The sequence below is a fragment of the Bradyrhizobium sp. UFLA05-89 genome (genome assembly GCF_059803475.1).
The window spans coordinates 24,499-47,606 of record NZ_JBANBA010000027.1 but is presented as its reverse complement, the minus strand read 5'-3'; the positions used below and the strand labels follow the sequence as shown (position 1 = coordinate 47,606).

Here is a 23,108-nt window from a genome sequence, read left to right as displayed (position 1 = left end):
TGCTACCTGCGGAAATACCGCTTCGCCCGGCGCTCGGCTTCCGCAGCAGCTTGCTCCGGTGTCGCGGCATCGGTTGCGACCGAGGCGAACATCTGCACCAGCACGTAATCGGCACGGATTGCGCCGGTCGCGGTCGAGATCGGGCCCTCGTAACCGTCCCAGTACCGGTTCGACATCGTGTCCTTGAAGATCTTCAGCTTCGGATCGCCGGACCACACCGCGGACTCCGCGTAATTGGCGAGCGGCTGCGCCCAGTAGCCGCTGTTGGCGATCAGCCAGGGGTCGTACTGCTCCTTCTCCATCATGAATTGCAGGAACGCCTTCGCCGCGTTCGGATACGGGCTGTGCTTGAACACCATCGCGTTCAGCGTCAGGCCGCCCATGGGCGATGACTTGGCGACCCCCTTCGGCAGGAACTGATGTTCCGTGTCCTCGGCGATCTTCGCGGTCGCCGTGTCGTTCTTCAGCGAGAAGTACAGTGAAATGCCGTTCGCCGTCAGCGAGATTTCCTCGGACGAATAGGCACGGTTGTTGCTGACGTCGTTCCAGGACGCCGTGCCTGCGATGAACGTCGGAAAGAGCTGCTTCACATATTTCAACGCTTCCACGGTCGCCTTGCTGTTGATCGTGAGATTGCCGTCGGCGTCGAGCAGTGATCCGCCGAACGACCACAGCATCCAGCTTGCGAAACCGTTGCCGTCGCCGACGGCATTGCCGAGCGCGAACCCGGCCGGCTTGCCCGCCTTGTGGAGCTTTTGGCAAAGATCGAGGAAGCCGGCGTGATCGTCCGGCACCTTGTCGAAGCCGGCGGCCTGGATGATCGACTTGCGATAGACCAAGGGGCCGCCAGTCGCGCCGAACGGCAGGCCGATCCAGTTGTTGCTCTTGGCTCGCTTGCCGTACTTCTCCGCCAGGAACAGCCAGCCACCGTAGCGCTTGCCGAGATATTCGGCGACGTCGGACAACTCGATCAGCTTGTCGACATAGATGTGCGGGGCGTCGGAAAAGCCGATGATGATGTCGGGGCCGGCGCCGGAGTTGGCGGTGACCGCGGTCTGCTGGTTGATGTCCTCCCAGCCGACAAAATCGACCTTGACTTCGACGCCGGTCGCCTCGGTGAAACGTCTTGCGTTGGCACGGAACACGTCCTCATCCGGCTGCACGAAGCGCACCGGCCGCAGCATGCGCAAGCTTGCGCCCTTCTCGATCGGCAGCGACGGCGCTGCGACGTCGGCAGCCTTGATGCTGGATGGCGTTTGCGCTGCAGCGCCGGCGGCTGCAAACGCCGCAACGGACAGCCCAAGCCCGAGGGCATCACGACGGGTGATGTCATTCCTCATCAGTTCCTCCCTTTTTGTCCCTTCCCGGCGTTGATCGCCGGTGAAGGGTCTTCCATGTGGCTTATTCTTTCACGCGAACCGGTCTCCATTCATCCGAAGGTGCATCGCAGGCTTAGCTGTTCGGACCGCGATCCATGCTGAAGGGTTGCCAGCGTCGCAGCGCCGTGTTCTGCAGCACCGACGGATTGACGCAGCTTACCGGCCACATCCCCTGAAGCACCAGTGACAATTCGTAGCCCACGCGCCGCTTGCGCGCTTCGTCAAACCGTGCCGAAGCCGATGCAACGTGCGCGGTCAGGGTCACGTTCTCCATGCCGAGCAGTGGGTTGTTGTGCGACGGCGGTTCCTTCTCCAGCACGTCGAGCGCGGCATGCGCGATCCAGCCTTCCTGCAGGGCCTTGATCAGGCTCTGCTCGTCCACGGTGGCGCCGCGCCCGGTGTTGATGAAGATCGAGCCCTTCTTCATTTGCCGGAAATGCTTCTCGGTCAGCATGTGGTGGACCTCCGGCCGGGCCGGCGCGTGCATCGAGACGAAGTCCGATTGCGCCAGCACCTCGTTCAGCGTCGCCGGCATCACGCCGTGATCGTACATCAGCGTTTCCTGGATGAAGGGATCAAAGGCCATCATCCGCAGGCCGAAGGGTGCGGCGCGCTTGGCAACCGCGCGTGCGACGCGGCCGAAGGAGATGAAGCCGAGCGTCTGGCCCATCAGCCGCGGAATTTTCAACAGCGCCGGCCGGCCTTCGGCCCAACGCCCCTCGCGCACCATCCGGTCCTGCTCGACCAGGCGGCGGAAGCCCGCAAGCAGCAGCATCATGGCGTGGTCGGCGACCTCCTCGATGAAGGTATCGGGGATGTTGGTCACGGGAATGCCGCGGGCAGTTGCTGCCTTTACGTCGACGCTGTCGACGCCGACGGAGCCGAGCGTGATCGCCTTGCAGTTTTCCAGCGCGTCGATGATGGCTTTGGTGATCGGGATGCCCTTGGCGTAGATCGCATCGGCGTTGCGGGCTGCGGCGATGAACTCGGCCTCGTTGGCCGGCGCCTCGACGATCTCCGCATCGATCGGATCGAGCGCCTCCCGCTCGAGGGAATAGTCGCTTCCCGCCACCGTGAAGCTCGCGCCCTTCGGCGTCACCACCCTGAATTTCGGCATTTCCTGCTCCGATTTGGTTTGTCGGTTCTTGTTGTCTGATCCGGCCTTGGCGCCGGGTCCTTGCGTCTTTTACGCGAAATCGAGCTTGGCGCGTACAATCGTCGGTTGTCGAAAGCTGCGGCGTTTGCGGGTTTTTGGCCTCCTCTGCGGACTTCTACGGAGGCATCGTAACAAGTTGCTAATGGGTCCCACACTAAAAGTTGATTCAAATTCGATCGATCCACCCGCGTGCCGTTTCCTCTTGTCCGCCGGAGCCGCCTCGTGAAGTTGAGCAATCTGAAGATCGCCCCCAAGCTCGGCATTGTTGTCGGCGTCACCCTGTTGGGGCTCTGCATCTCCGGGGTTCTGGCCGGATATCTGATGAAGCGCGATATGGTGAGCGCGCGCATCGACCAGACCAAGGCGATCGTCGACATGGCCCGGAACTATGCTGCCGCGTTGATGAAGCGAGTGAATGCCGGAGAGATGACCAGGGATGCCGCATTGGCGGAACTCCGCCGTTACGGCAATGCGATGACCTACGACAAGGGCTCTGGCTACCTGTTTGGCACGACCTCTGACGGCATCACGCAGCTTGCGCCTGATCCCAAGCAGGTCGGCACCAATCGCATGGAGGTCGAGACCAACGGCCGCAAGCTGTCGAAAGAGTTGATGGACGGCGTCAAGGCCAATGGCGAGATCCTGCTCTTCTACGAATACGTGAAGCCTGGCCAGGAGAAACCGATCCGCAAGCTCGGCTATGCCGTCGCCGTTCCCGGCTTCGACATGTATCTCGGGACCGGCGCCTACCTCGACGACATCGATGAGAAGATGGGCCCGGTCTACTGGTTGCTCGGGCTCTCTATGCTCGGCATCGTCATTGTCGCCGGCAGCGTTGCCTGGCTGCTCGGCCGTAGCATCAGCCTGCCGCTGAACAGGCTCGGTACGCGCATGAGCGAACTCGCGGACGGCAAGCTCGAGGGCGATATCCCCGGCGTCGGTCGTGGCGACGAGGTCGGTGCGATGGCCTCGACCGTTCAGATATTCAAGGACAATGCGATCCGCATCCGCGATCTCGAGAAGACCGAGGCGCTTGCAAAGGAAAGCGCCGCTACAGAACGTCGCAGCGCGATGGAAGGCATCGCCAGCGATTTCGAGCGCAGCGTGAACGGTATCGTGCGTTCGGTTTCTTCGGCTGCTGCCGGCATGCAGACCACGGCGCGGTCGATGACCGCGACCGCGAGCGATGCCAGCGCGCGCGCGGCCACCGTCGGCGCCGCCTCGCAAAGGGCATCCGGCAATGTCGGCACGGTTGCGGCCGCCGCCGAAGAGCTGTCGAGCTCGGTCACCGAGATCTCGCGTCAGGTGACGCGCTCCACCGAGGTCGCGAGCAGGGCGGTCAGCGATGCCGAGCGTACCAACACCACCGTGCAGGTGCTGTCCTCCGGTGCCGAGAAGATCGGCGAGGTCGTCAAGCTCATCCACTCGATCGCGGCGCAGACCAATCTGCTCGCGCTCAACGCGACCATCGAGGCGGCGCGCGCCGGCGAATCCGGTCGCGGCTTCGCGGTCGTCGCCTCCGAGGTCAAGGCGCTCGCCAACCAGACCGCGAAGGCGACCGAGGAAATCTCCGCCCAGGTCGCGGCGATGCAGACCTCGACCAGCGACGCGGTCGCCGCGATCGCCGGCATCACCCAGACGATCGCCGAGATGAGCGAGATCACCGCAGGAATTTCCGCGTCGATCGAGCAGCAGGGCGAGGCGACGCGCGAGATCGCCCGCAACATCCAGTCGGTCGCAGCCGGCTCCAGCGAAATCAACGCCCATATCGGCAGCGTGACCTCGGCGGCCGAGGCGACGGGTACCGCAGCCTCCGACGTGCTGTCGAACGCACGCGAGCTCGACAACCAGTCCGGCGCACTGCGAAGCGCCGTCGATGGCTTCCTCGCCAAGGTGCGGGCGGCGTAACATCCGCGATGAATTCGTAGGGTGGGCAAAGGCGCGTGAGCGCCGTGCCCACCTTTTCTTTTGAAGTCGTGGTGACTCTGCGGTGGGCACGCTTCGCTTTGCCCACCCTACGGCGCCGCCACGCGTGGCAGCTCTAGCACTGCTGTCATGCCCTCGCGAAGGCGGGGCATCCAGTACGCCGCGGCTTCTCGGTTCAAGCTGCGCTGCCTCTGGAATACTGGATCGCCCGCTTTCGCTTTCGCGGGCGATGACAGCCTCCTAGGTGGCCCCTTACTGCTTGGCGCGCTCGCGCCAGCAGCGCAGAATCATTGCGACGCCGAGCCCTGCCGCGATGCGATCACGACGCCGGCGAGCACCAGCGCGTAGCCGACGAGATGGAAAAGTTGCAGCCGCTCGCCGAGCAGGAGGATCGCCATCGCCGAGCCGAACACCGGCACCAGATGAAAGAACGGTGCGGCCCGGTTCGGTCCGATCAGCGCCACGCCGCGGTTGAAGAAGAGATAGGCAAGGGTCGAGGGGAAAATCAGGATGTAGGCCAATGTCGCTAGCGTCGTTGCGTCGGGCTTCAAGACGTTGCCCGCGGAAAATTCCCACACCGCGGCCGGCAGCAGCATCATCGCCCCGCAGCAGGTGGTGAAGGAGAGGAAGGAGAGTTGATGGATTTTTGGCCGGCGCGGGATGAAGGCGGAATAGAGCCCGAACGCCACCAGCGAGGAGGCGAACATGATGTCGCCCCGGTTGAAGCTGATGCCGGCAAGCGCTGCGAGATCGCCACGCAGGATGATGATGAGGACGCCGAGCAGCGAGATCGCGATGCCGGCGAATTGCGCAGCCGTCAGGCGGACGCCGAACAGCACCAGCGACCATAGTGCCACGAACAAAGGTCCGGCCGACTGGATCAGCAGCGCGTTCAGCGCCTCGGTATATTGCAGGGCCCAGAACGAGATCGCGTTGTTGAAGGCGAAGCCGACCAGCGACAGGAACAGCATCAGCGGCAGATGCGCGCGCAATGCCTTCCAGTCGCACCTCAGATACGGCCACGAAAACGGCAACAGGATGAGGAAGACCCCGAACCAGCGGATCGTGGTCAGCGTGAGCGGCGGCACATGCGCGCCGACATGGCGTGCGAGCACGATGTTGCCGGCCCAGAACAGCGAGCTCAGGCTCAGGAGCAGATAGGGTTGGTTGTTGAGCCAGCCGGCCGGATTCGAGGCCGGTGGCGCGGGCGAAGCGATCGTCATTGGTTTTCGTGAGGAAGCTTGCGCCGGATCGCGGCTGCGCCACAAGTCCCACCGCCGCAATGCTACAATGCAACGGAGATCAGGCAGGCTGCTTTGACGGTCAATATGTTGAACATCGGCGCGCGATCTCATCGTTTCCGCTTACAAGGGGGAGAACGGATGGGTGCGGCGCGCTCGGATGAATGCGCCGTTCAGGTCGCCTGCTTGCGCGAGGCGACGAACACGCCCGACAGTACCAGCGCAAAGCCGACGAAATGGAAGGCCTGCGGCAACTCACCGAGAAAGATCATCGCCATGATCGAGCCGAACACCGGCACAACATGGAAGAACGGTGCGGCGCGGTTGGCGCCAATCAGCGCGACACCGCGGTTGAAGCAGAGATAGGCAAGCGTCGAGGGAAACACCGCAACATAGACCAGCGTCAGAACGTTCGGCAGATCGAGCTTCATCACCGGGCGGGCCGATAACTCCCAGATCTCCAGCGGAACGAGGCACGCCGCGCCGCAGCCGAAGGTGAAGGCGAGGAACGACAGGCCGTGGATCGCTGGCCGCTTCAGGGTCAGCACCGAGTAGAGCGCGAAGATCACCAGCGCGACCATGAAGATCAAATCGCCCTTGTTGAACTCGATGTTGGAGAGCGTGGTGAAATCGCCGTGCAAGAGGATGGTCAGCACACCGCAAAGCGAGAGCAGCACGCCGAACGCCTGCGCCGCGGTCAGCCGGACGCCCAGGATGATCAGCGACCACAGCGCGACGATCAGCGGCGCGGCCGATTGCAGGAGCAGCGTGTTCAGCGCCTGGGTATGTTCGAGCGCCCAATATTGCAGCGTGTTGAAGGCGCCGATGCCGGTGATCGACAGCACGATCATCAGGTAGAGCTTGCTGCGGATTGCCGGCCAGTCCTTGATCAGATGCTTCCAGGCGAATGGCAGCACCAGCAGGAACGCGAAGGACCAGCGCAGGAAGGACAGTGTCACCGGCGGGATGTGGCCAGCGGCGAGCCGCCCGACGACGGCATTGCCGGCCCAGCACAGCGCGGTGATGCTGAGCAGGAGATAAGGCTGGTTGGCGATCCAGTGCTGCCCCGGTGCGGCAAGGCGCGTGGTCTGGTCGGCGGCGGACATCGTGATTGTTATGGCCCCGGTTCATGCACCGAGCCGCCCAGCCCGGCGGCGGCCGGGCCGGCTCAAACCCGGCGTGTCCACAGACACGGAAATCGGCCTGATATCAATGGCGCGCGACGCATCGCGTCCATGCGCCCGTCCAATGCGACGGGAACCCTGTCTTCAAGTCTTCTGCTTGGTGCGGATCGCAAGCGGCTTCAACAACTCGGCACAGCCGAGATAGACGACGACCAGGGCCGCGATGCCGGCCAGCATCAGCGGCGGCGGAGCGACGAAGCCGAACCAGGCGCCGACCGGCGTAAGCGGCACGATCATCGCGACCATGAGGGCGATCAACGAGGAGACCGACAGCACGGGATCGGGCCAGTTATGCCAGGGACGTCCATTGGTGCGGATGATGAAGATCACGAGAATCTGCGTCGCCATGGATTCGACGAACCAGGCGGTGCGGAATTCGTCCGGCGTGGCGTTGAACAGGAACAGCAGGGCGCCAAAGGTCAGGAAATCGAACACCGACGACAGCGGTCCCATGATCGCGGCGAAGCGCACGAGGCGCGACATGCTCCATACCTGCGGCTGGGCGGTTGCCTGCGCCGAGACGCGGTCGAAGGGGATGCCGAGCTCGGAGAGATCGTAGAGCAGGTTGTTGAGCAGGATCTGCGTCGGCAGCATCGGCAGGAATGGCAGCGCGATGGAGGCGATCGCCATCGACAGCATGTTGCCGAAATTCGAGCTCGCGCCCATGCGGACATATTTGAGAATGTTTGCGAAGGTGCGCCGGCCCTCCTCGACGCCATCGGCGACGACTTCGAGATCCGAGGCAAGGAGGATCATGTCGGCTGCGGCCTGCGCCACGCCGGTGGCGCCTTCGACCGAGAGTCCTATATCGGCGACCTTCAGCGCCGGTGCGTCGTTGATGCCGTCGCCGAGGAAGCCGACGACTTCGCCGCCTGTTTGCAGCGCCTTCACGATGCGCGACTTCTGGTCCGGCGCGAGCCGCCCGAAGGCGTCGGCGGATTGCACCCGAACCGCCAGCGCCTCGTCGCCGAGTTCGGCGATATCAGGCCCTGAGAGCACGCGCTCGGCGTTCAGCCCGACGAGGCCCGCGAGCCGCTTCACCACCACGGGATCATCGCCCGAGAGGATCTTGAGCTTGATGCCTCCGGCGGCGAGCCGGGCGATCGCGGCCGCAGCGGTCGGCTTTGGCGGGTCGGCGAAGGCGCAAAAGCCTTCGAAGGTGAGATCGATCTCATCATCGGTCTCGACCTCGCGCATCGCGCCTGTCCACCGGCGCGAGGCAATGGCGACGGTGCGCAGGCCCTCGGTCGCGAGCTGACGCACGCGCGCCATTGCCGCCGCACGTGTGTCGTCGTCGGTCGTGCAGAGTTCGAGCACGGCCTCCGGCGCGCCCTTGACGATCAGCATGGCGCCTTCGGGGCCGTTCGCCAGCACCGATCCCAACCGCCGCGAGAAATCGAACGCCTGGCGGCCCGCGAGTGTCCAGCCCTGCGTGGCGCCGGCGCAGCCTGCGACCAGCGCCGCATCGAGCGAGCCGCGGTCGCCGCCGAGCGCGGCCGCGATGGCGCCGAGCCTTGCAGCGCGCGCATCTTCCTTGCCGCTGGCGTCGAGACTCTGCGCAAGCGTGATCTCGGCCGAAGTCAGCGTGCCTGTCTTGTCGGTGCACAGGACCGTCATGGCGCCGAGATCGTGGATCGCCGCGAGGCGTTTGACGATCACCTTGCGGCGGGCCATGCGTAGCGCACCGCGCGACAGAGTCACCGTGGTGATCATCGGCAGCAGCTCCGGCGTCAGCCCGACCGCGAGCGCCACCGCAAACAGCAGCGAGTCCAGCACCGGGCGGCCGAACACCACGCGGATGGTCAGCACGACCAGCACCAGCGCCAGCGTCGCGCGCGCGATGACGAGGCCGAATTCGCGCAAGTCGCGCTCGAACGGCGAGGGCGCCCGCGCTTCCGCAAGTGCGGAGGCCGCAGCGCCGAACACCGTGTCGCGGCCGGTGCGCACCGCGAGTGCGATCGCCTCGCCGGTCTGCGCCACCGCGCCGCGGAACAGCGCATTGGACGTGTCGTCCGGGACATCGGCGGCGCCGGCGCGCTTCTGCACGGGGTAGGGCTCGCCGGTGAGCGCCGCTTCGCCGGCGGTGAACGCCGTGCTCTCGAGGATCAGCGCGTCCGCCGGAATGATGTCGCCGGCGCGGATGCGCAGGATGTCGCCGGGCACCACCTGTTCGACGTCGATCTGGCAGAACGTGCCATCGCGCTTGACCTCGGCCTTCAGCGCCACCGAACGGCGCAGGATTTCGGCGGCCCGGACCGCATGTCCTTCCTGGACGGTGTCGAGCCCGATCGACAGCGTCAGGATCAGGACGATGATGAGTCCGCCGATGTCGTCCCCCGTCAGCATCGAGATGATGCCGGCGACCAGCAGGATCAGCGACAAGGGCTCGAAGAGCCGCCGCAGGATCGCGCGCAACGCGCCCTCGATCCGCGGCGGCGCGTCGCTGTTCCGGCCGAAGCGGCTGAGCCGCTCGGTGGCATCACGCGTGGTCAGTCCCTGCAAGCCGCATCCGAGCTGCCCGGCGAGCGCGTCGGCTGAAAGGCACCAGAACTGGCTGGCCTGGTTTCCCGAGGGTTCGGTCACGGCATGTCCGAAAAGGGTCTTGCGGCCCGCAGAAGGTAAAGGGTGGAGGTGACAGCCATCCCTTAGGCAACCCGGCGAACGAGGTGGTTGATGCGTATCAAATCCACGGTTCCAAAGGTTGCCTGCGCGGTCCCGAACCTTTCCGGATTTTAAGGGTATATCAAAGGCTTGGATCGCGCGTTAGGCCTCGAAAAGGCCCCGTTCTTGCTTGCCTAGAGAGGCCGCTTCCGTTATCCGGTTGGCTGCCTCGCATGCGAGCGGCCCCGGCCGTGGATTGGGCTGGGCGCCGGCATGATCCCGGAAAAGTGGGTACCGGTTTTCCGCTAGGATCATGCCACTTAAAGACATCTGCATAGGGAATACCCGCGAATGGCCAATGTTGTCGTCGTCGGCGCCCAGTGGGGCGACGAGGGAAAGGGCAAGATCGTCGACTGGTTGTCGGAGCAGGCCGACATCGTCGTCCGTTTCCAGGGCGGCCATAACGCCGGCCATACGCTGGTCATCAATGGCGAGACCTACAAGCTCGCGCTGTTGCCCTCCGGCGTGCTGCGCGACCAGAAGCTGTCGGTGATCGGCAATGGCGTGGTGTTCGACCCGCAGGCCTTCCTCGACGAGGTCACCAAGCTCAGGTCGCAGGGCGTCGCAGTCAGTCCGGACAATCTGCGCGTCGCCGAGAACGTCACCCTGATCCTGCCGCTGCATCGTGAGCTCGATGCGCTTCGCGAATCCTCCAATGCAGCGACCGCGATCGGCACCACTCGCCGCGGCATCGGCCCCGCCTATGAGGACAAGGTCGGCCGCCGTGCCATCCGCCTCATGGACCTCGCCGATCTCGACACGCTGCCGCACAAGATCGATCGACTCCTTGCTCACCACAATGCATTGCGCCGCGGTCTCAATCTGCCGGAGTTCGACGGCAAGGTTATCCTTGCCGAGCTCAGCGCGCTGGCGCCGCAGTTATTGCCCTATGCCGAGACGGTGTGGCGGCTGCTCGACATCAAGCGGCGCGAGGGCAAGCGCATGCTGTTCGAGGGTGCGCAGGGCGCGCTGCTCGACGTCGACCATGGCACCTATCCGTACGTCACCTCGTCCAACACCGTGGCGGCGCAGGCCGCGACCGGCGCTGGCCTCGGGCCCGGCGCGGTCGGCTATGTGCTGGGTCTGTGCAAGGCCTACACGACCCGCGTCGGCCAGGGGCCGTTCCCGACCGAGCAGGACAACGAGATTGGCCGCAAGATCGGCGAGCGTGGCCGCGAGTTCGGCACCAACACCGGCCGTCCGCGCCGCTGCGGCTGGTTCGACGCCGTGCTGGTCCGCCAGGCGGTCAGGACCTGCGGCATCAACGGGCTGGCGCTGACCAAGCTCGACATCCTCGACGGTTTCGATTCGATCGAGGTCTGCACCGGCTATCGGCTGGATGGCAAGGAGATCGACCATTTCCCGGCCGGCGAGGGCGCGCAGGCCCGGGTCGAGCCGATCTACGAGACCATCGAAGGCTGGAAGGAGCCGACCGCGAACGCCCGCTCCTGGGCGGATTTGCCGGCTCAGGCCATCAAATATGTGCGCCGGATCGAGGAACTGGTGGGCTGTCCGGTCGCGCTTCTTTCCACGAGCCCCGAACGTGAAGATACTATTCTGGTACAAAACCCGTTTGAGGCTTAACGATATCTTACCGGGACAGGCGCATAGTTGAGTTGAAATGGCTGATTACTATCCGCTGATCGCCCGCGCTATTGCCGCCCTGGATCCTAACGCTCCCGGCGAAAGCCGCCGCGCGCTCTATGAACGGGCGCGCACGGCGCTGATCGCGCAGCTCCGCAGCGTGCAGCCGCCGCTCTCCGAATCCGAGATCACCCGCGAACGGTTGTCGCTCGAAGAGGCCGTCCGCAAGGTCGAATCGGAAGCCGCCCAGCGCGCCCGCGAGGCCGCGCGTCCCGGCGGAGGCTCCCGCACCGGCAGCGGCAGTGGCAGTGGCGATGCCTTCCGCCGGGCCAGCGCCCGCGCCACCGAAGGCACTCCACCGGCCGCGCCGCCTTCGGCCTCGTCGCCGGCCCCGCGCGCCGCGCGTCCCCCCGCGCCGCCGCCGTCGCGCAACGACCGACCTCCGCTTGTTGGGGACGAGCTCGGGGACCGCGACGCCCAGCGTCAGGCCCGTCCTTCTCGTCCGCAGGCACCGCCTCCGCCGCCAATGCCGGAGCCGCCGGCAGCGCGCGATCGTTCCGCCTCGCGCCGTCCGCCTGAAGGCGCCCCACCGCCACCGTCACTGCCGCCGCAGGCGCCGGGCGTCCGCGGCTTTCGCGACATCACCGCGGATGCCGACGACCTTGGCCGTGCCGCGGCGCAGGCCAACCGCGCGGCGCGCCGGACCTACGCCAACGTGCCGTCGCCCTCGCCTGAGTTCGACCGGCTCGAGCCGAATCTGGAGAACCGCGGCGGCGAGCCGCCGGACGCCCCGTATTCCTATGACGAGTCGATCGAGGAGGCTGAGCGCTATGCGCCCCGGCCGGCGGCACCGCGCCCGCACATCCCCGTCCTCGACCGCGACACCAAGAAGCGCCGCTCCGGCTCCGCCTTCCCGTTCAAGAGCGCGATCGCCGTCGGCATCGTGCTGATCCTGGTCGGCGCCGGCATCCTCTGGGGCAAGCAGGCGTTGCAGACCGTGAGCGGTCTGTTCAAGCCGTCCCAGACGCAGGTCGTGGAGGCGCCGAAGGATGCGTCGCAGCCGGCGCCAAAGCCGAAGATTCCGGATCGCGTCGGCCAGCCCTCGTCGACCGAGCAGCCGGCCGCGCCAGTGGCGCAGAAGGTCGTGCTCTATGACGAGGATCCGTCCGATCCCAAGGGCAAGCAATATGTCGGCTCCGTGGTCTGGCGGACCGAGCCGATCAAGGCCTCGGGCAACCAGAAGGCTGACGTCGCCGTGCGCGCCGACATCGAAATCCCCGACCGCAAGTTCAAGATGACGATGTCGTTCCGCAGGAACACCGATTCATCGCTGCCGGCGAGCCACACCGCGGAACTGACCTTCATCCTGCCGCCGGACTTCCCCGGTGGAGGTGTCGCCAACGTGCCTGGCATCCTGATGAAATCGAACGAGCAGGCACGCGGCACGCCGCTCGCGGGCCTCGCCGTCAAGGTCACCGACGGCTTCTTCCTGGTCGGGCTTTCCAACGTCGATGCCGACCGCGCGCGCAACGTCCAGCTCCTGAAGGAGCGCTCCTGGTTCGACGTGCCGTTGGTCTACACCAACCAGCGCCGCGCCATCATCGCCATCGAGAAGGGCGCTCCCGGTGAGCGCGCCTTCAACGACGCGTTCGCGGCGTGGGGAGAGTAGGTCTTCGATCCCTGCCGCCGTCATTCCGGGATGCGCGCGAAGCGCGCAGGTCCTGAAATCCATTTGGCAGCGCGTTGAATGGTGAGATGGATTCCGGGTTCGCGACTTTCGTCGCGCCTGTGAATGACGACATCAGTGTGTGGTTCCACCCACCTCGATCACGCCGACCTTGTTGACGAGACTGTTGGCCATCACCGGGTTGCCGTTGCGGTCGATGTCCATGTTGCGGACGATGTCGCCGCCGCCGGGGATCGCCCAGCTCTGGAATTTTTCGCTTTGGGGATCGAAGCGGACGATGGTGTTGGGTTTGGCAGCAGACTCGCTGTACCAGATCGCGCCCTTGGTGAAGACGATGCCGTAGGGCTGTGACTTTGGCCCGCTCGGTGAAGCCCATTCCTTCACCGAGCCCGTCGCCGGATCGAGCCGGCCGAGAAAGCCGCGAGCGAAATCGACATACCAGATCGCATCGTCGGAACCGACAGCGAGGCGGCGCGGCCGGGCGGCTGCATCCGGCAGCAGGTACTCGCGGATCTCCATGGTCTTCGAATCGATGGTCGCGATCTTCGGCGCGCCGAACTCGACGAACCAGACGGTGTTCTTCGCATTCACCACGATGCCGTAGGGCCGCGCATTTGCCGTCGGCGGCGTGACGAGTTTGATCTCGCCGCTTGCGGGATCGAGGCGGCCGACCTTGTTGCCGGCCTGCACGGTGAACCAGATGATGCCGTCATGGTCGAAGACGAGCGTGTGCGGATCCCTGGCCGATGCATCCGGCAGCCGATACTCCTTCACGTCGCCGGTCCTTGGATCGAGCCTGCCGATCAACCCGGCGAAATTGCCGGTGAACCAGATGTTGCCGTCCTTGTCTTCCTTCAGCCCGTGCGGGCCGGTCTGCGGATTGAGCTTGTATTCGCGGATCGCGCCGGTGGCGGGATCGAGGCGGCCGAGCACGTTGGCCAGTTGGCCCGAGTACCACACCGATCCGTCGTGGGCGGCGAGGGGATCGTGCGGCCGCGAGCCTTCGGTTGCGACCGGCCACTCCTTGATATCGATCTGCGTGTCGCCGGCGATCAGCACTGCTGCGGGACGCGGCCGTTCGGGAAAGCTCTTGATGAGATAGTCAGTGATCCCGGCGACTTCCTCGGGCGGGATCGGCGCGCCAAAATTCTGCATCATGCGGATCACAGTGTGCCAGCCGTCGGGCGTGTAGCCCGCCGTGAGCCGGCTGATGTCATGGCAGGAGCCGCAGATGCCGACGACGGTGCTCTTACCGGGGCCATCCGGAAGGTTGATGCCGACCTGCTGGGCGGGCGCCGCGCAAGGCGCCAGTGCCAGCAGGGCGGCTGTGCTCGCGGGGATAAGGGGTTGCCGCCAGCCACCCGCGATCAGGATCCTCGCCGAAATCCTCGCCAAAAACCTCGCCAAAATCCTCGCCATGTCTGTTGCTCCAGCTCTCTTGGCCGGGCCGCAGCATAGCGTCGATCACGGCAGGACGCCGCTCAACTTGCAGTGCGCGCGATGGATCAGTTCGCGGCAGCTTCCCGCTTGCGCGCGGCAGCGGCCTCGCGGTCCATCACGGCGCGGCAGCCCGGGCTGACATGGTGCTTGTTGCGGACCATGCAGGCAGTGACCCGCGAGATGTCGGGGATTTCGTTGGCGCACAATCGCATGGCGTCGCCGGTGCACATCTGTTGCGCCTCGGAGGAGAAGGCGAAGCAGGGTGTGACGTGAAGCACGGTGACAGTTGCGGCAATGGCGGCAAGAGTGGCGATCTTCCCGATCCGGTAACTAAACATGTGAGATGCATCCCCAAGGTTTTGGCGGTGTCGGCCGCTTGTGTATTGGAGGCGCCGCACGCGGCTTGCGCTGCCGCACGTCAGATCCAGCACGCGGGGAGATGCCCCCGGTGTGGTTGCTCGATTACGCTTGAGATTTCGAATCGAAAGTGCTGCGCCGCCCCGATTCGGATTATGCGCGAATGTCGCGAAGCTTCAATGGTTCGCGTGAACGATTTCACGATTGTTGCGCGTTCGTCACGGCAACAGTCGCCTCACGCGTTAGTCGAGGGCGCATCGGCGAGAGCGGCAGCACGCTCCTCGATCGCCGTGACACCTTTGGGCGTCAGCTCGAACAGGTCTCCGTCCTTCATGACGTAGCCTTCGATGATGAGTTCCTCGATCTCGCCATGGCGGTCGTCCGCGAACGCGATGGACTGGCTGATGTCCTTGAGGATCGCGAGTTGTTCATCGCGCAGCATGGTGGCATCTCCGTCTCAAAGCGCGATGAGGTCCGGATGAATGGTCGTCGCGCTTTAGGTTATTGTTTGCGCATGATCTTTCCGGAAAGCCGCTTCACACTTTGCGCTAACGCGGCCCTTCGGGTCCGGATCATGCTCGAGGGCGCCGCAAGCGCCTCACATGCCGTGGCTCTCGAACACCTTGCGGCAGGAACGCGACAGCCTGGCGCGGTTGGCCTGGAGGCAGGACTGGACCGCGCCGTCATTGCCGAGATCCTTGCGGCACAGGCGTTCGGCGTCGCGCGAGCAGGCCTGCTGCTCCCCCGGGGTTCCGGCATGGCCTTGTGCGAGCGCGGGCAGGCTTGCGAGACCGAATGCGGTGAGCGTGATCGTCGCCAGGAAAAGGGTCATCCAACGCATGGCCAAATCCAATCTCGTGAAAGGGCACACATGATCCGTTCACAGAACCCGGCTGGCTGCCACTTGTTCCCCGGCCGTCCCATCCGGCTATCCAAGCTTCTCGAGGCGCTGCTATAACGGGCGGGACTTAAGGTGAGGGGTGCTTGATGAAACGCTATCTGGTTTTTGCGCTGGTGGGTCCGTTTGTCGGTGGATTCCTGCTGCTGCTGACGACGACCTACCAGTCCGGCTATTGGACCCAGACCAACTGGGGCGAGGTCGGCAAGCTGTTCGTGGTGTTCTTCAAGACCCTGCAATACAGCTATCTGTTCGGCTTCCTGCCGTCGTTGATGATCGGTGCGGTCGACGACATCCTGTTTCACGTCAAGCGGATCGGGCCCGTGCTGCGCATGCTGCTGGTCGGCCTGTTCGCGTTCATCCTCGCCGCCATCACCTATGGCTCGCGCGGGGCTGACACCGGCGCGGTGCAATGGGTTCTCTACGGCCTCGTCGGTTTCGTGCCGAGCGTGATTTCGTCCTGGCTCGTGCATAAGTATGTCGAAGAGCCGCAACCGGCTCCGGCGCCGACCTGAAAGCAGGGGCGGCGTTTGGGCGCGGTGCAGCAACCGAAGCGAGCCATGCGCGTTTGCCTCAAGCGATGACGCTCAACCAATGACGATGTCTGACGACGATATTCTTGCAACGCGCCGTCCCCGTTCGGGGAGGACCTCGCGCGCGGCCTTCTCGGGTGATGAGGCGCGTGGGCCGATCATCGATCAGGACGGCCGCGAGATCCGCCCCGAGACGCTTGGAGAGGGTTTTCGCGAATTCGGTTTCGAGTTCGGTAGCGCCAATCCCTTCGGCAAGCTGACGCGCGAGCAGCGGCTGGCGCGGTTCGAGGCGATCGCAAAGCTGCTTGATGTCGCCTTCATCATGCCCGGCACCAATATCCGCTACGGCATCGACGGTCTGATCGGCCTGATTCCCGTCATCGGCGACATCATCACCACGGCGATCTCGCTGTGGCTGGTGCGAGAGGCCCGCGCGCTGGGCGCGCCCTGGTACATTACGGCGCGGATGCTCGGCAATGTCGCGGTCGACGGCGTGGTCGGCATGGTGCCATTCGCGGGCGATGCGTTCGACGTCATGTTCCGCGCCAACATGCGTAACGTCCGCCTGTTGCGCCGCTGGCTGGACAAGCAGCCGCGTTAAACGCGAAAAGCGCGGTAACCTTTCGGCTACCGCGCTCATTGCGCATCGGAGGATGAAAAAAGCTTACGCCGCGTCGGCGTCGGTGTTCGCGGCCGGCTTGCGGCGGCGCGGCAGCGGGAACGACTCGCTCTCATAGAGAGAGCGGATGCCGTTCTGGTCGAAGCGAGCTTCCTCGACCTGCAGGTAGGCGCCGTTCAGCGAGTCCGTCGGCAATTCCTCGATCGCGAAGCGCACGGCTTCAGCCGCGGTGCCAAACCGCCGATAGGTGAAGCCCGCACGCTTCTTCTTGCGGATCGCGGCGGGGAAAAGCTCGGCGGAGGTGTTGAAGTTGAACGGACGCAGTGGACGCATGGTCAAAGACCTCGTGATCTTCTTCGGTTTCGGCGTGTGGGGTTTGTGAGCGAGGGCCGCAACCAGGCGGCCATGTCCTTTTCGCCCTCTAATATAAGCCGATTTGACGGAAATGCGACCCCTGCGAACGGAGATCGTGAATCCGCGCATGGCAGCCCCGCGAAGGAAATAAGTCTATTTAATTCAATACCTTATGTGGTTTACAGCTTGCCAAGAAGCAGCAGCACGATCAGCACCACCAGAACCACGCCGCCAATCCCCATGCCGGAATGGCCCATGCCATAGCCATAGCCACCAAACCGGCCGGACATGCCGCCCAGCAGGTAAATGATCACGAGAATGATCAGAATGGTTCCGAGGGTCATGGCGTCCTCCCTGGCGGTCCTCCGGAATGCATCCTCCGGCCGCACCGTCAGAAGAGAAAAGCACAGCCGGCCGCCGGGTTCCACGCTGGAACCCGGCTCTTGCCATTATCTGGGCTTGAGCTTCAGCGCCGCCGAGTTGATGCAGTAGCGCAGGCCCGTCGGCGCCGGGCCGTCGGGGAAGACATGGCCGAGATGGCCGCTGCATTTGGAGCACAGCACCTCGGTGCGGATCATGCCGTGGCTTTGGTCCGTCTCCTCGTCGATATGGCTCTCGGCCGCGGCTTGCGTGAAGCTTGGCCAGCCGCAGCCGGAATCGAACTTGGCATCGGACTCAAACAACACGTTGCCGCAGCCGGCGCAGACGTAAGTGCCAGCGCGGTGGTCGTGCTCGTATTCGCCCGAGAAGGGACGCTCGGTCGCTTTTTCGCGGAGTACCGCATACTGCATCGGCGTGAGCTCGCGCCGCCACTGCTCCTCGCTCTTGATGACCTTGGTTTCGTTCGTGGGTGTCTTGGTGTCGGGCATGGATCTCCCGTTTAGCTGGTGATTTTGCAATCAGTTGGTGACCTTGCTGGCGCTGACCAGCGTCGGCTTCTCGATATAGTTATCCCCGAACAGCTTTTTCAGGTTTTCGACCTTCGGGATGTCGTTGTAGGCGATGTAGGGCTGGTTTGGGTGCAGCGTCAGATAGTCCTGGTGATAGCCCTCCGCCGGGTAGAATGCTTCCAGCGCGCCGATCTTGGTCACGATCGGCTTGCCGAAGACCTTGGCCGCATTGAGCTGCGCGACATAGGCGTCCGCGATCTTCTTCTGCTCGTCGGAGGTGGTGAAGATCGCCGAGCGATATTGCGTGCCGGTGTCGGGACCCTGGCGATTGAGCTGGGTCGGATCGTGCACGACCGAGAAGAAGATCTGGAGGATCTTGCCGTAGGAGATCTTCTTCGGATCGTATTTGATCTCGACCGACTCCGCGTGCCCCGTCGTGCCCGACGAGACGGTGTGATAGTCGGCCGTCGCCTTGGTGCCGCCGGCATAGCCGGAGACCGCGTTGACGACGCCGGCAGTGTGCTGGAACACGCCCTGCACGCCCCAGAAGCATCCGCCGGCAACAACCGCGGTCTGGATACCGCTTGCGGCCGCAGCGTCAACAGTGGGGGCGGGGATCACCACGGCATCTTCCGCAGCCCGTGAGGGCGCGGCGAAGGCCAGCGTCAGCGCGGCGGTGACGGCGAGGACGGGAAGAGAGTGGAAGGTGGGGCGGCTCATGGCGGATCCTCGTTCGGTCGGTGCGACAGTCTAGGGTGGTTGGGGCCGGGCGAACAGCCCGCCAGGTCCCGCATCCGGGCCTTCCCAAAATACGGGCGGACGGGCCGGATGTTACGCTCTGCCTGACACGAGCCCGTGAAGAAGGCATGCTAGCGTCGCCGGAACGGGGAAAATCCGGCCGCCATGAACCCCTCCCTTGAAGTACCGACATAGAATCAGTGGCGCTGGAGCTTGTTCGACGAAAATGCTGCGCTTTGTTTCCCTAATCCTTCTCGTCCTGCTGTCATCTGCTCCAGCCGTTCTGGCCGACCCCCAGCTTGGCGATGATCTCGAGACTTGCCGCGAGCGCAAGCTCGACTTGCAGGCGCGGTTCGCGGCCTGCGAAAACCTGCTCAGCTCGGATCGCGTGGCTGGGAAGGACAAGTCAGTTGCGCTGACCGTGCGGGGCTTCTCACTGCTGAACAAGCGCGACTTCGACCATGCCCTCGAAGCGTTCGCCGCGGCGCGCGAGGCCGATCCCGACAACATGGTCGCGCTCGACGGCCAGGCCCAGGCCCACCAGCGCAAGGGCCAGGACGACCTGGCGATGGCCGACTACAATCTCGCCCTCCAGAAGCGCCCCAACTACGGCGGCGCCTATAATGACCGCGGCACGCTGTACTTGCGCAAGGGCGCGCTCCAGAGCGCGCTCGACGATTTCAACCTCGCGATCAAATACACGCCCAGTCTGCTGGTCGGTCACACCAACCGCGCGCGGACGCGGACCTTCTTGAAGAATTATGACGGCGCGCTCGCCGACTTTGCCGATGCGCAGAAGATCGATCCGAATGCGCTGCAGATTCCCAACCATCGCTGCGTGACCTTTGCCGCGATGCGGCGCTTTGACGAGGCGCTCGCCGATTGCAACAGCATTTTGGAGAAGCAGCCGAAGAGCCAGTATGCGCTCGCCAATCGCGCCGATGCCTACGTCGCCAAGGGCGACCTCGACTCCGCGCTGAAGGATTACAACGCCATCCTCGAGATGAATCCGAACAACGTCCGCGCCCATGCCGGCCGCGGCCAGGTGTTCGAGCGCAAGCAGGATCTCGCGCAGGCGCGCGCCGACTACCGCGCTGCCGCCTTCGCGCTCACCCCGTTCGACGAGATCGACGTCGCGCTGGCGCGCACCGGCGCGCGGAGCCGCCTGGCCGTGCTCGAACCCAGGACGCCTTCGACGCGCTCGACGCTGCGCCGGGTGGCGCTGGTGATCGGCAACGGCGCCTACCGCAACGTTCATGCGCTCTCCAATCCGCCGCGCGACGCCAAGCTGATCGCCAGCGCGCTACGCGACGTCGGCTTCCAGACCGTCACGATTTCGACTGATCTTTCCCGGGACCAGTTCTTCGAGACGCTGCGCAGCTTCGCGGCGGATGCGGAGAAGGCGGATTGGGCCGTGGTCTACTATGCCGGCCATGGCTTCGAGATCGGCGGCGTCAACTATCTCGTGCCGGTCGATGCAAGACTCGCGGTCGACAAGGACGCGGAGACGGAAGCCGTGGCGCTGGAGCAGGTGATCGCGGCAGTCGGTGGCGCGCACAAGCTGCGGCTCGTGATCCTTGACGCCTGTCGCGACAATCCCTTCGCGCCGACCATGCAGCACACGCTGGCGCTCAAGTTGGTCGACAAGGGATTTTCCAACATCGAGCCTTCCCTTGGCTTCATGGTGGTCTACGCCGCCAAGCATGGCGAGACCGCGATGGACGGCGATGGCAATGACAGCCCGTTCGCGCTCGCGCTCGCCCGCGACGTGCGGCAGCCGAATGTCGAGGTCCGCAAGCTGTTCGACATCGTCCGCGACGACGTCTGGCTCCAGACCAAGCACGTGCAGCAACCCTTCACCTATGGCTCCCCGCCGGGCAGCGAGGATTTTTACTTCGTGGCGGGGAAGTGATGGGAGCGCAGATTTCGTAGGGTGGGCAAAGCGAAGCGTGCCCACCATCTCTCCGCGAAATTGGATAGATGGTGGGCACGGCGCTTCGCCCTTTGCCCACCCTTGGATCACACCACCACGCTCAGTCTCTTCGCCGCCCTGGTGATCCCCGTGTACAGCCACCTCGCGCGGCTGTCCTGGAACGCGAAGCTCTCGTCGAACAGCACGACGTCGTCCCATTGCGAGCCCTGCGACTTGTGCACGGTCAGCACGTAGCCGTAGTCGAACTCGTCATAGGGCTTGCGCTGCTCCCAGGCGATCTGCTCGACCCCGCCCTCGAAGCAGTCGGCGCGAACCGAGACCTTCGTCACCTTGTGACCGAAGTCCTCGTCTGGCGACAGCCGCATGCTGAGGATGCGCGACTTCGAGCGCGAGGTGTTGCGCGATTTCACACGCCACAGGCCGCCGTTGAACAGGCCCTTCTTGCGGTTGTTGCGCAGGCACACAAGCTTGTCGCCCGCGACCGGAAACTGGTCCTCGATATTCTGGCGCTGGCGCACGCGCATGTTGTAGGCGCGGCGGGTGTTGTTGCGGCCGACCAGGACCTGGTCGGCGCTCATGACGCGGTCAGGATCGAGCTCCTTGCGCGAGACGACCTCGCTCTCGCCATAGCGGCCGATTTCGAGCTCGCGGCCCTCGCGGATGTCCATCGACATCCGCACGATCGGATCGTCCTGCGCCTGGCGATGTACCTCGGTCAGCATCGCGTCGGGCTCGGTATTGGTGAAGAAGCCGCCGCCCTGGATCGGCGGCAACTGTGCGGGATCCCCGAGCACCAGCAAGGGACAATCGAACGACATCAGGTCGCGGCCCAATTCGGCATCGACCATCGAGCATTCGTCGATCACGATCAGCTTCGCCTTCGAGGCCGGCGCATCGTCCCACAGCTCGAAGCTCGGCTGCTCCTCGCCGGATTCTCGGGCGCGGTAGATCAGCGAGTGGATGGTGGAGGCGTTGTCGCAACCCTTGTTGCGCATGACGAGCGCCGCCTTGCCGGTGAAGGCGGCAAACTTGACCTCGCCGTCGACACCGTCCGCGATGTGCCGCGCCAGCGTGGTCTTGCCGGTTCCGGCAAAGCCGAACAGGCGGAAGATCGGCGGCGTGCCGTTGCGGCCGGGCTTTGCCTTGAGCCAGTCGGCAACGGCGTTGAGGGCGGCGTCCTGATGCGGGGTAAATGTCGGCATTTTCGTATTGAGTGAGGGCGAAAATGATCGATTCGCCGTCCCCAAAACTAACCATTCCCCCCGCCGGTTCAAGCGGCAGCGCATGATCCGGAAAAGTGCGCAGCGGTTTTCCCTCGCGACAAACGCGGAACGCGTTTGCGCGGAGATCATGCTCAAACAACAACTAAAGCGCGATGACATCGCGCTTTGCCCTATTGCCAGCCGGGAACGCCGCGCATGTCGGGCAGGTGGTGGGCGATGCCCTTGTGGCAGTCGATGCAGGTCTTCTCGCCCGTGAACAGGAAGCGCTGATGCGCGACGGAAGCCCGCGGCGACTGCTTGGTGATGTCCATGGAATCGGCGCTGTGGCAGTTGCGGCATTCCAGGGAGTCATTGGCCTTGAAGCGCGCCCATTCATGCGCCGCGAGCTCGAGCCGGTGGTCGAGGAATTTCTCGCGGGTGTCGATCGTGCCGAAAATCTTGCCCCAGACTTCCTTGGAGGCCTGCATCTTGCGCGCGATCTTGTCGGTCCAGTTGTGCGGGACGTGGCAGTCCGGGCAGGTGGCGCGCACGCCGGAGCGGTTGCTGAAGTGAATGGTCGATTTCAGCTCGGCGTAGACGTTGTCCTTCATCTCGTGGCAGCCCGTGCAGAATTTTTCGGTGTTGGTCAGCTCCAGCGCGGTGTTGAAGCCGCCCCAGAAGATGACGCCGGCCACGAAGCCCGCGAGCACCAGCGTTCCCAACGCGAACACCGTGCTCGGCCGCGTCAGCGTGCCCCACAGCTCGAGCGCGAAATCCCAGCTTCGGGCGAGAAAGCCGCGTTTGGCCTTCGGATCTGTATTGGGGTCTACATTGGGGTCGTCGGTGGTCGTCGTCATCTGCGGCCACCCGGGCTTGAACGCGAGAGCAGCGTGTCGATGTCAGTGAAGTCGTTGCTTACAGGCGGCGTGGCGCTGTTCTGTGGAACGTGGCATTCCGTGCAGAAGAAGCGCCGAGGCGAGATCGAGGCCAGGAACTGACCGTCACGGTCCATGAAGTGCGTGATCGAGACCATCGGTGCCTGTGATTCCGCCGTGCGCGAGCGCGCATGGCAGGACAGGCACTTGTTGCTGTTGAGGTCGATCTGGTAGCCGTCGATCGAATGCGGGATCACCGGCGGCTGCTCCGGATAGTTGCGTGCCTCCCTCTCGGAGGTGTTGCGGTTCGGCAGCATCGGCGGCGCCGGCCCTTCGTCGTTGAGCGGGGTCGGCCCGCGCAGGCCCGAGGTCACCGTCTGCGCGGTCAGCGAGCTCGCGCCCGCGGCAATGGCGAGCGCCAGAAGGACGATACCGGATCGTTTCATCATGG

The 23,108-nt window shown here is 64.6% G+C and carries 22 protein-coding genes; 6 read left to right on the top strand and 16 right to left on the bottom strand.

Going from position 1 to position 23,108, the window contains the following annotated elements; all coding sequences use genetic code 11:
• Window positions 1-2 precede the first annotated feature (2 nt).
• Window positions 3-1,340 (bottom strand): ABC transporter substrate-binding protein, encoded by a 1,338-nt coding sequence (locus SO139_RS16595; protein WP_449377912.1) that lies wholly within the window; start codon window positions 1,338-1,340, stop codon window positions 3-5.
• A gap of 112 nt (window positions 1,341-1,452) precedes the next feature.
• A complete protein-coding gene (locus SO139_RS16590) occupies window positions 1,453-2,496 on the bottom strand; it encodes a C-terminal binding protein (RefSeq protein WP_449377913.1) in 1,044 nt (347 codons plus the stop codon).
• A 261-nt stretch (window positions 2,497-2,757) separates the two neighbouring features.
• Here SO139_RS16590 and SO139_RS16585 point away from each other — a divergent pair, with 261 nt between their 5' ends.
• Window positions 2,758-4,443, top strand: a complete 1,686-nt coding sequence (locus SO139_RS16585; protein ID WP_449377914.1) for a methyl-accepting chemotaxis protein — start codon at window positions 2,758-2,760, stop codon at window positions 4,441-4,443.
• A gap of 305 nt (window positions 4,444-4,748) precedes the next feature.
• Here SO139_RS16585 and SO139_RS16580 read toward each other — a convergent pair whose 3' ends face one another.
• From SO139_RS16580 to mgtA, 3 genes are all read right to left on the bottom strand, one after another.
• Window positions 4,749-5,684, bottom strand: a complete 936-nt coding sequence (locus SO139_RS16580) for a DMT family transporter (RefSeq protein ID WP_474798365.1) — start codon at window positions 5,682-5,684, stop codon at window positions 4,749-4,751.
• A gap of 191 nt (window positions 5,685-5,875) precedes the next feature.
• A complete protein-coding gene (locus SO139_RS16575) occupies window positions 5,876-6,808 on the bottom strand; it encodes a DMT family transporter (RefSeq protein ID WP_498540230.1) in 933 nt (310 codons plus the stop codon).
• A 162-nt stretch (window positions 6,809-6,970) separates the two neighbouring features.
• Window positions 6,971-9,469, bottom strand: coding sequence for a magnesium-translocating P-type ATPase (gene mgtA / locus SO139_RS16570; protein ID WP_449377917.1), 2,499 nt, complete (start codon window positions 9,467-9,469; stop codon window positions 6,971-6,973).
• A 369-nt stretch (window positions 9,470-9,838) separates the two neighbouring features.
• Between mgtA and SO139_RS16565 the strand changes: the two genes are divergently transcribed.
• Both SO139_RS16565 and SO139_RS16560 read left to right on the top strand, forming a co-directional pair.
• Complete coding sequence (locus tag SO139_RS16565) at window positions 9,839-11,131, top strand: adenylosuccinate synthase (RefSeq protein ID WP_449377918.1); 1,293 nt, start codon at window positions 9,839-9,841, stop codon at window positions 11,129-11,131.
• A 37-nt stretch (window positions 11,132-11,168) separates the two neighbouring features.
• Window positions 11,169-12,800 carry a hypothetical protein gene (locus SO139_RS16560; protein ID WP_449377919.1) on the top strand — a complete coding sequence of 544 codons (1,632 nt, stop codon included), beginning with the start codon at window positions 11,169-11,171 and terminating at the stop codon, window positions 12,798-12,800.
• A 132-nt stretch (window positions 12,801-12,932) separates the two neighbouring features.
• Here SO139_RS16560 and SO139_RS16555 read toward each other — a convergent pair whose 3' ends face one another.
• The 4 genes from SO139_RS16555 to SO139_RS16540 form a co-directional block, all read right to left on the bottom strand.
• Window positions 12,933-14,237, bottom strand: a complete 1,305-nt coding sequence (locus SO139_RS16555) for a Vgb family protein (RefSeq protein ID WP_449377920.1) — start codon at window positions 14,235-14,237, stop codon at window positions 12,933-12,935.
• A gap of 86 nt (window positions 14,238-14,323) precedes the next feature.
• Entirely contained in the window at window positions 14,324-14,596 is a 273-nt protein-coding gene (locus SO139_RS16550; protein ID WP_449377921.1) for a hypothetical protein, read from the bottom strand.
• Window positions 14,597-14,850: 254 nt separating this feature from the next.
• Entirely contained in the window at window positions 14,851-15,057 is a 207-nt protein-coding gene (locus tag SO139_RS16545; protein WP_449377922.1) for a hypothetical protein, read from the bottom strand.
• Between the two features lie 156 nt (window positions 15,058-15,213).
• Complete coding sequence (locus tag SO139_RS16540; RefSeq protein WP_449377923.1) at window positions 15,214-15,456, bottom strand: hypothetical protein; 243 nt, start codon at window positions 15,454-15,456, stop codon at window positions 15,214-15,216.
• Window positions 15,457-15,602: 146 nt separating this feature from the next.
• Here SO139_RS16540 and SO139_RS16535 point away from each other — a divergent pair, with 146 nt between their 5' ends.
• Entirely contained in the window at window positions 15,603-16,028 is a 426-nt protein-coding gene (locus tag SO139_RS16535) for a DUF5413 family protein (RefSeq protein WP_449377924.1), read from the top strand.
• Window positions 16,029-16,107: 79 nt separating this feature from the next.
• Window positions 16,108-16,647, top strand: coding sequence for a DUF4112 domain-containing protein (locus tag SO139_RS16530; RefSeq protein WP_474798372.1), 540 nt, complete (start codon window positions 16,108-16,110; stop codon window positions 16,645-16,647).
• A gap of 63 nt (window positions 16,648-16,710) precedes the next feature.
• Here the strand turns inward: SO139_RS16530 and SO139_RS16525 are convergent, their stop codons facing one another.
• The 4 genes from SO139_RS16525 to msrA all read right to left on the bottom strand — a co-directional run bounded on the left by SO139_RS16525 (window position 16,711) and on the right by msrA (window position 18,629).
• Window positions 16,711-16,998 carry a hypothetical protein gene (locus tag SO139_RS16525; protein WP_449377926.1) on the bottom strand — a complete coding sequence of 96 codons (288 nt, stop codon included), beginning with the start codon at window positions 16,996-16,998 and terminating at the stop codon, window positions 16,711-16,713.
• Between the two features lie 200 nt (window positions 16,999-17,198).
• Window positions 17,199-17,363 carry a DUF3309 family protein gene (locus SO139_RS16520; RefSeq protein WP_080586674.1) on the bottom strand — a complete coding sequence of 55 codons (165 nt, stop codon included), beginning with the start codon at window positions 17,361-17,363 and terminating at the stop codon, window positions 17,199-17,201.
• A 105-nt stretch (window positions 17,364-17,468) separates the two neighbouring features.
• Complete coding sequence (gene msrB, locus SO139_RS16515; protein ID WP_449377927.1) at window positions 17,469-17,888, bottom strand: peptide-methionine (R)-S-oxide reductase MsrB; 420 nt, start codon at window positions 17,886-17,888, stop codon at window positions 17,469-17,471.
• A 30-nt stretch (window positions 17,889-17,918) separates the two neighbouring features.
• The gene (msrA, locus tag SO139_RS16510) at window positions 17,919-18,629 is read right to left on the bottom strand and encodes a peptide-methionine (S)-S-oxide reductase MsrA (protein ID WP_449377928.1); all 711 of its coding nucleotides are present in this window, start codon (window positions 18,627-18,629) and stop codon (window positions 17,919-17,921) included.
• Between the two features lie 244 nt (window positions 18,630-18,873).
• Here msrA and SO139_RS16505 point away from each other — a divergent pair, with 244 nt between their 5' ends.
• A complete protein-coding gene (locus SO139_RS16505) occupies window positions 18,874-20,559 on the top strand; it encodes a caspase family protein (protein ID WP_474798375.1) in 1,686 nt (561 codons plus the stop codon).
• 107 nt (window positions 20,560-20,666) lie between these two features.
• Here SO139_RS16505 and SO139_RS16500 read toward each other — a convergent pair whose 3' ends face one another.
• The 3 genes from SO139_RS16500 to SO139_RS16490 form a co-directional block, all read right to left on the bottom strand.
• Window positions 20,667-21,782: an ATP-dependent DNA helicase gene (locus SO139_RS16500; RefSeq protein ID WP_449377930.1), complete on the bottom strand. Its 1,116-nt coding sequence runs from the start codon at window positions 21,780-21,782 to the stop codon at window positions 20,667-20,669.
• Between the two features lie 191 nt (window positions 21,783-21,973).
• Window positions 21,974-22,639 (bottom strand): NapC/NirT family cytochrome c, encoded by a 666-nt coding sequence (locus tag SO139_RS16495; RefSeq protein ID WP_474798378.1) that lies wholly within the window; start codon window positions 22,637-22,639, stop codon window positions 21,974-21,976.
• Window positions 22,636-23,106 carry a nitrate reductase cytochrome c-type subunit gene (locus tag SO139_RS16490; protein ID WP_449377932.1) on the bottom strand — a complete coding sequence of 157 codons (471 nt, stop codon included), beginning with the start codon at window positions 23,104-23,106 and terminating at the stop codon, window positions 22,636-22,638. The genes SO139_RS16495 and SO139_RS16490 overlap by 4 nt, the downstream gene beginning before the upstream one ends.
• Window positions 23,107-23,108: the final 2 nt, after the last annotated feature.

What these genes read in the sequence shown, in the direction of transcription:
- SO139_RS16595 (WP_449377912.1), bottom strand. Translation starts at nt 1,340, where the DNA reads ATGAGGAATGACATCACCCGTCGTGATGCCCTCGGGCTTGGGCTGTCC.
- SO139_RS16590 (WP_449377913.1), bottom strand. Translation starts at nt 2,496, where the DNA reads ATGCCGAAATTCAGGGTGGTGACGCCGAAGGGCGCGAGCTTCACGGTG.
- SO139_RS16580 (WP_474798365.1), bottom strand. Translation starts at nt 5,684, where the DNA reads ATGACGATCGCTTCGCCCGCGCCACCGGCCTCGAATCCGGCCGGCTGG.
- SO139_RS16575 (WP_498540230.1), bottom strand. Translation starts at nt 6,808, where the DNA reads ATGTCCGCCGCCGACCAGACCACGCGCCTTGCCGCACCGGGGCAGCAC.
- SO139_RS16565 (WP_449377918.1), top strand. Translation starts at nt 9,839, where the DNA reads ATGGCCAATGTTGTCGTCGTCGGCGCCCAGTGGGGCGACGAGGGAAAG.
- SO139_RS16560 (WP_449377919.1), top strand. Translation starts at nt 11,169, where the DNA reads ATGGCTGATTACTATCCGCTGATCGCCCGCGCTATTGCCGCCCTGGAT.
- SO139_RS16555 (WP_449377920.1), bottom strand. Translation starts at nt 14,237, where the DNA reads ATGGCGAGGATTTTGGCGAGGTTTTTGGCGAGGATTTCGGCGAGGATC.
- SO139_RS16550 (WP_449377921.1), bottom strand. Translation starts at nt 14,596, where the DNA reads ATGTTTAGTTACCGGATCGGGAAGATCGCCACTCTTGCCGCCATTGCC.
- SO139_RS16545 (WP_449377922.1), bottom strand. Translation starts at nt 15,057, where the DNA reads ATGCTGCGCGATGAACAACTCGCGATCCTCAAGGACATCAGCCAGTCC.
- SO139_RS16540 (WP_449377923.1), bottom strand. Translation starts at nt 15,456, where the DNA reads ATGCGTTGGATGACCCTTTTCCTGGCGACGATCACGCTCACCGCATTC.
- SO139_RS16535 (WP_449377924.1), top strand. Translation starts at nt 15,603, where the DNA reads ATGAAACGCTATCTGGTTTTTGCGCTGGTGGGTCCGTTTGTCGGTGGA.
- SO139_RS16530 (WP_474798372.1), top strand. Translation starts at nt 16,108, where the DNA reads ATGACGATGTCTGACGACGATATTCTTGCAACGCGCCGTCCCCGTTCG.
- SO139_RS16525 (WP_449377926.1), bottom strand. Translation starts at nt 16,998, where the DNA reads ATGCGTCCACTGCGTCCGTTCAACTTCAACACCTCCGCCGAGCTTTTC.
- SO139_RS16520 (WP_080586674.1), bottom strand. Translation starts at nt 17,363, where the DNA reads ATGACCCTCGGAACCATTCTGATCATTCTCGTGATCATTTACCTGCTG.
- msrB (WP_449377927.1), bottom strand. Translation starts at nt 17,888, where the DNA reads ATGCCCGACACCAAGACACCCACGAACGAAACCAAGGTCATCAAGAGC.
- msrA (WP_449377928.1), bottom strand. Translation starts at nt 18,629, where the DNA reads ATGAGCCGCCCCACCTTCCACTCTCTTCCCGTCCTCGCCGTCACCGCC.
- SO139_RS16505 (WP_474798375.1), top strand. Translation starts at nt 18,874, where the DNA reads ATGCTGCGCTTTGTTTCCCTAATCCTTCTCGTCCTGCTGTCATCTGCT.
- SO139_RS16500 (WP_449377930.1), bottom strand. Translation starts at nt 21,782, where the DNA reads ATGCCGACATTTACCCCGCATCAGGACGCCGCCCTCAACGCCGTTGCC.
- SO139_RS16495 (WP_474798378.1), bottom strand. Translation starts at nt 22,639, where the DNA reads ATGACGACGACCACCGACGACCCCAATGTAGACCCCAATACAGATCCG.
- SO139_RS16490 (WP_449377932.1), bottom strand. Translation starts at nt 23,106, where the DNA reads ATGATGAAACGATCCGGTATCGTCCTTCTGGCGCTCGCCATTGCCGCG.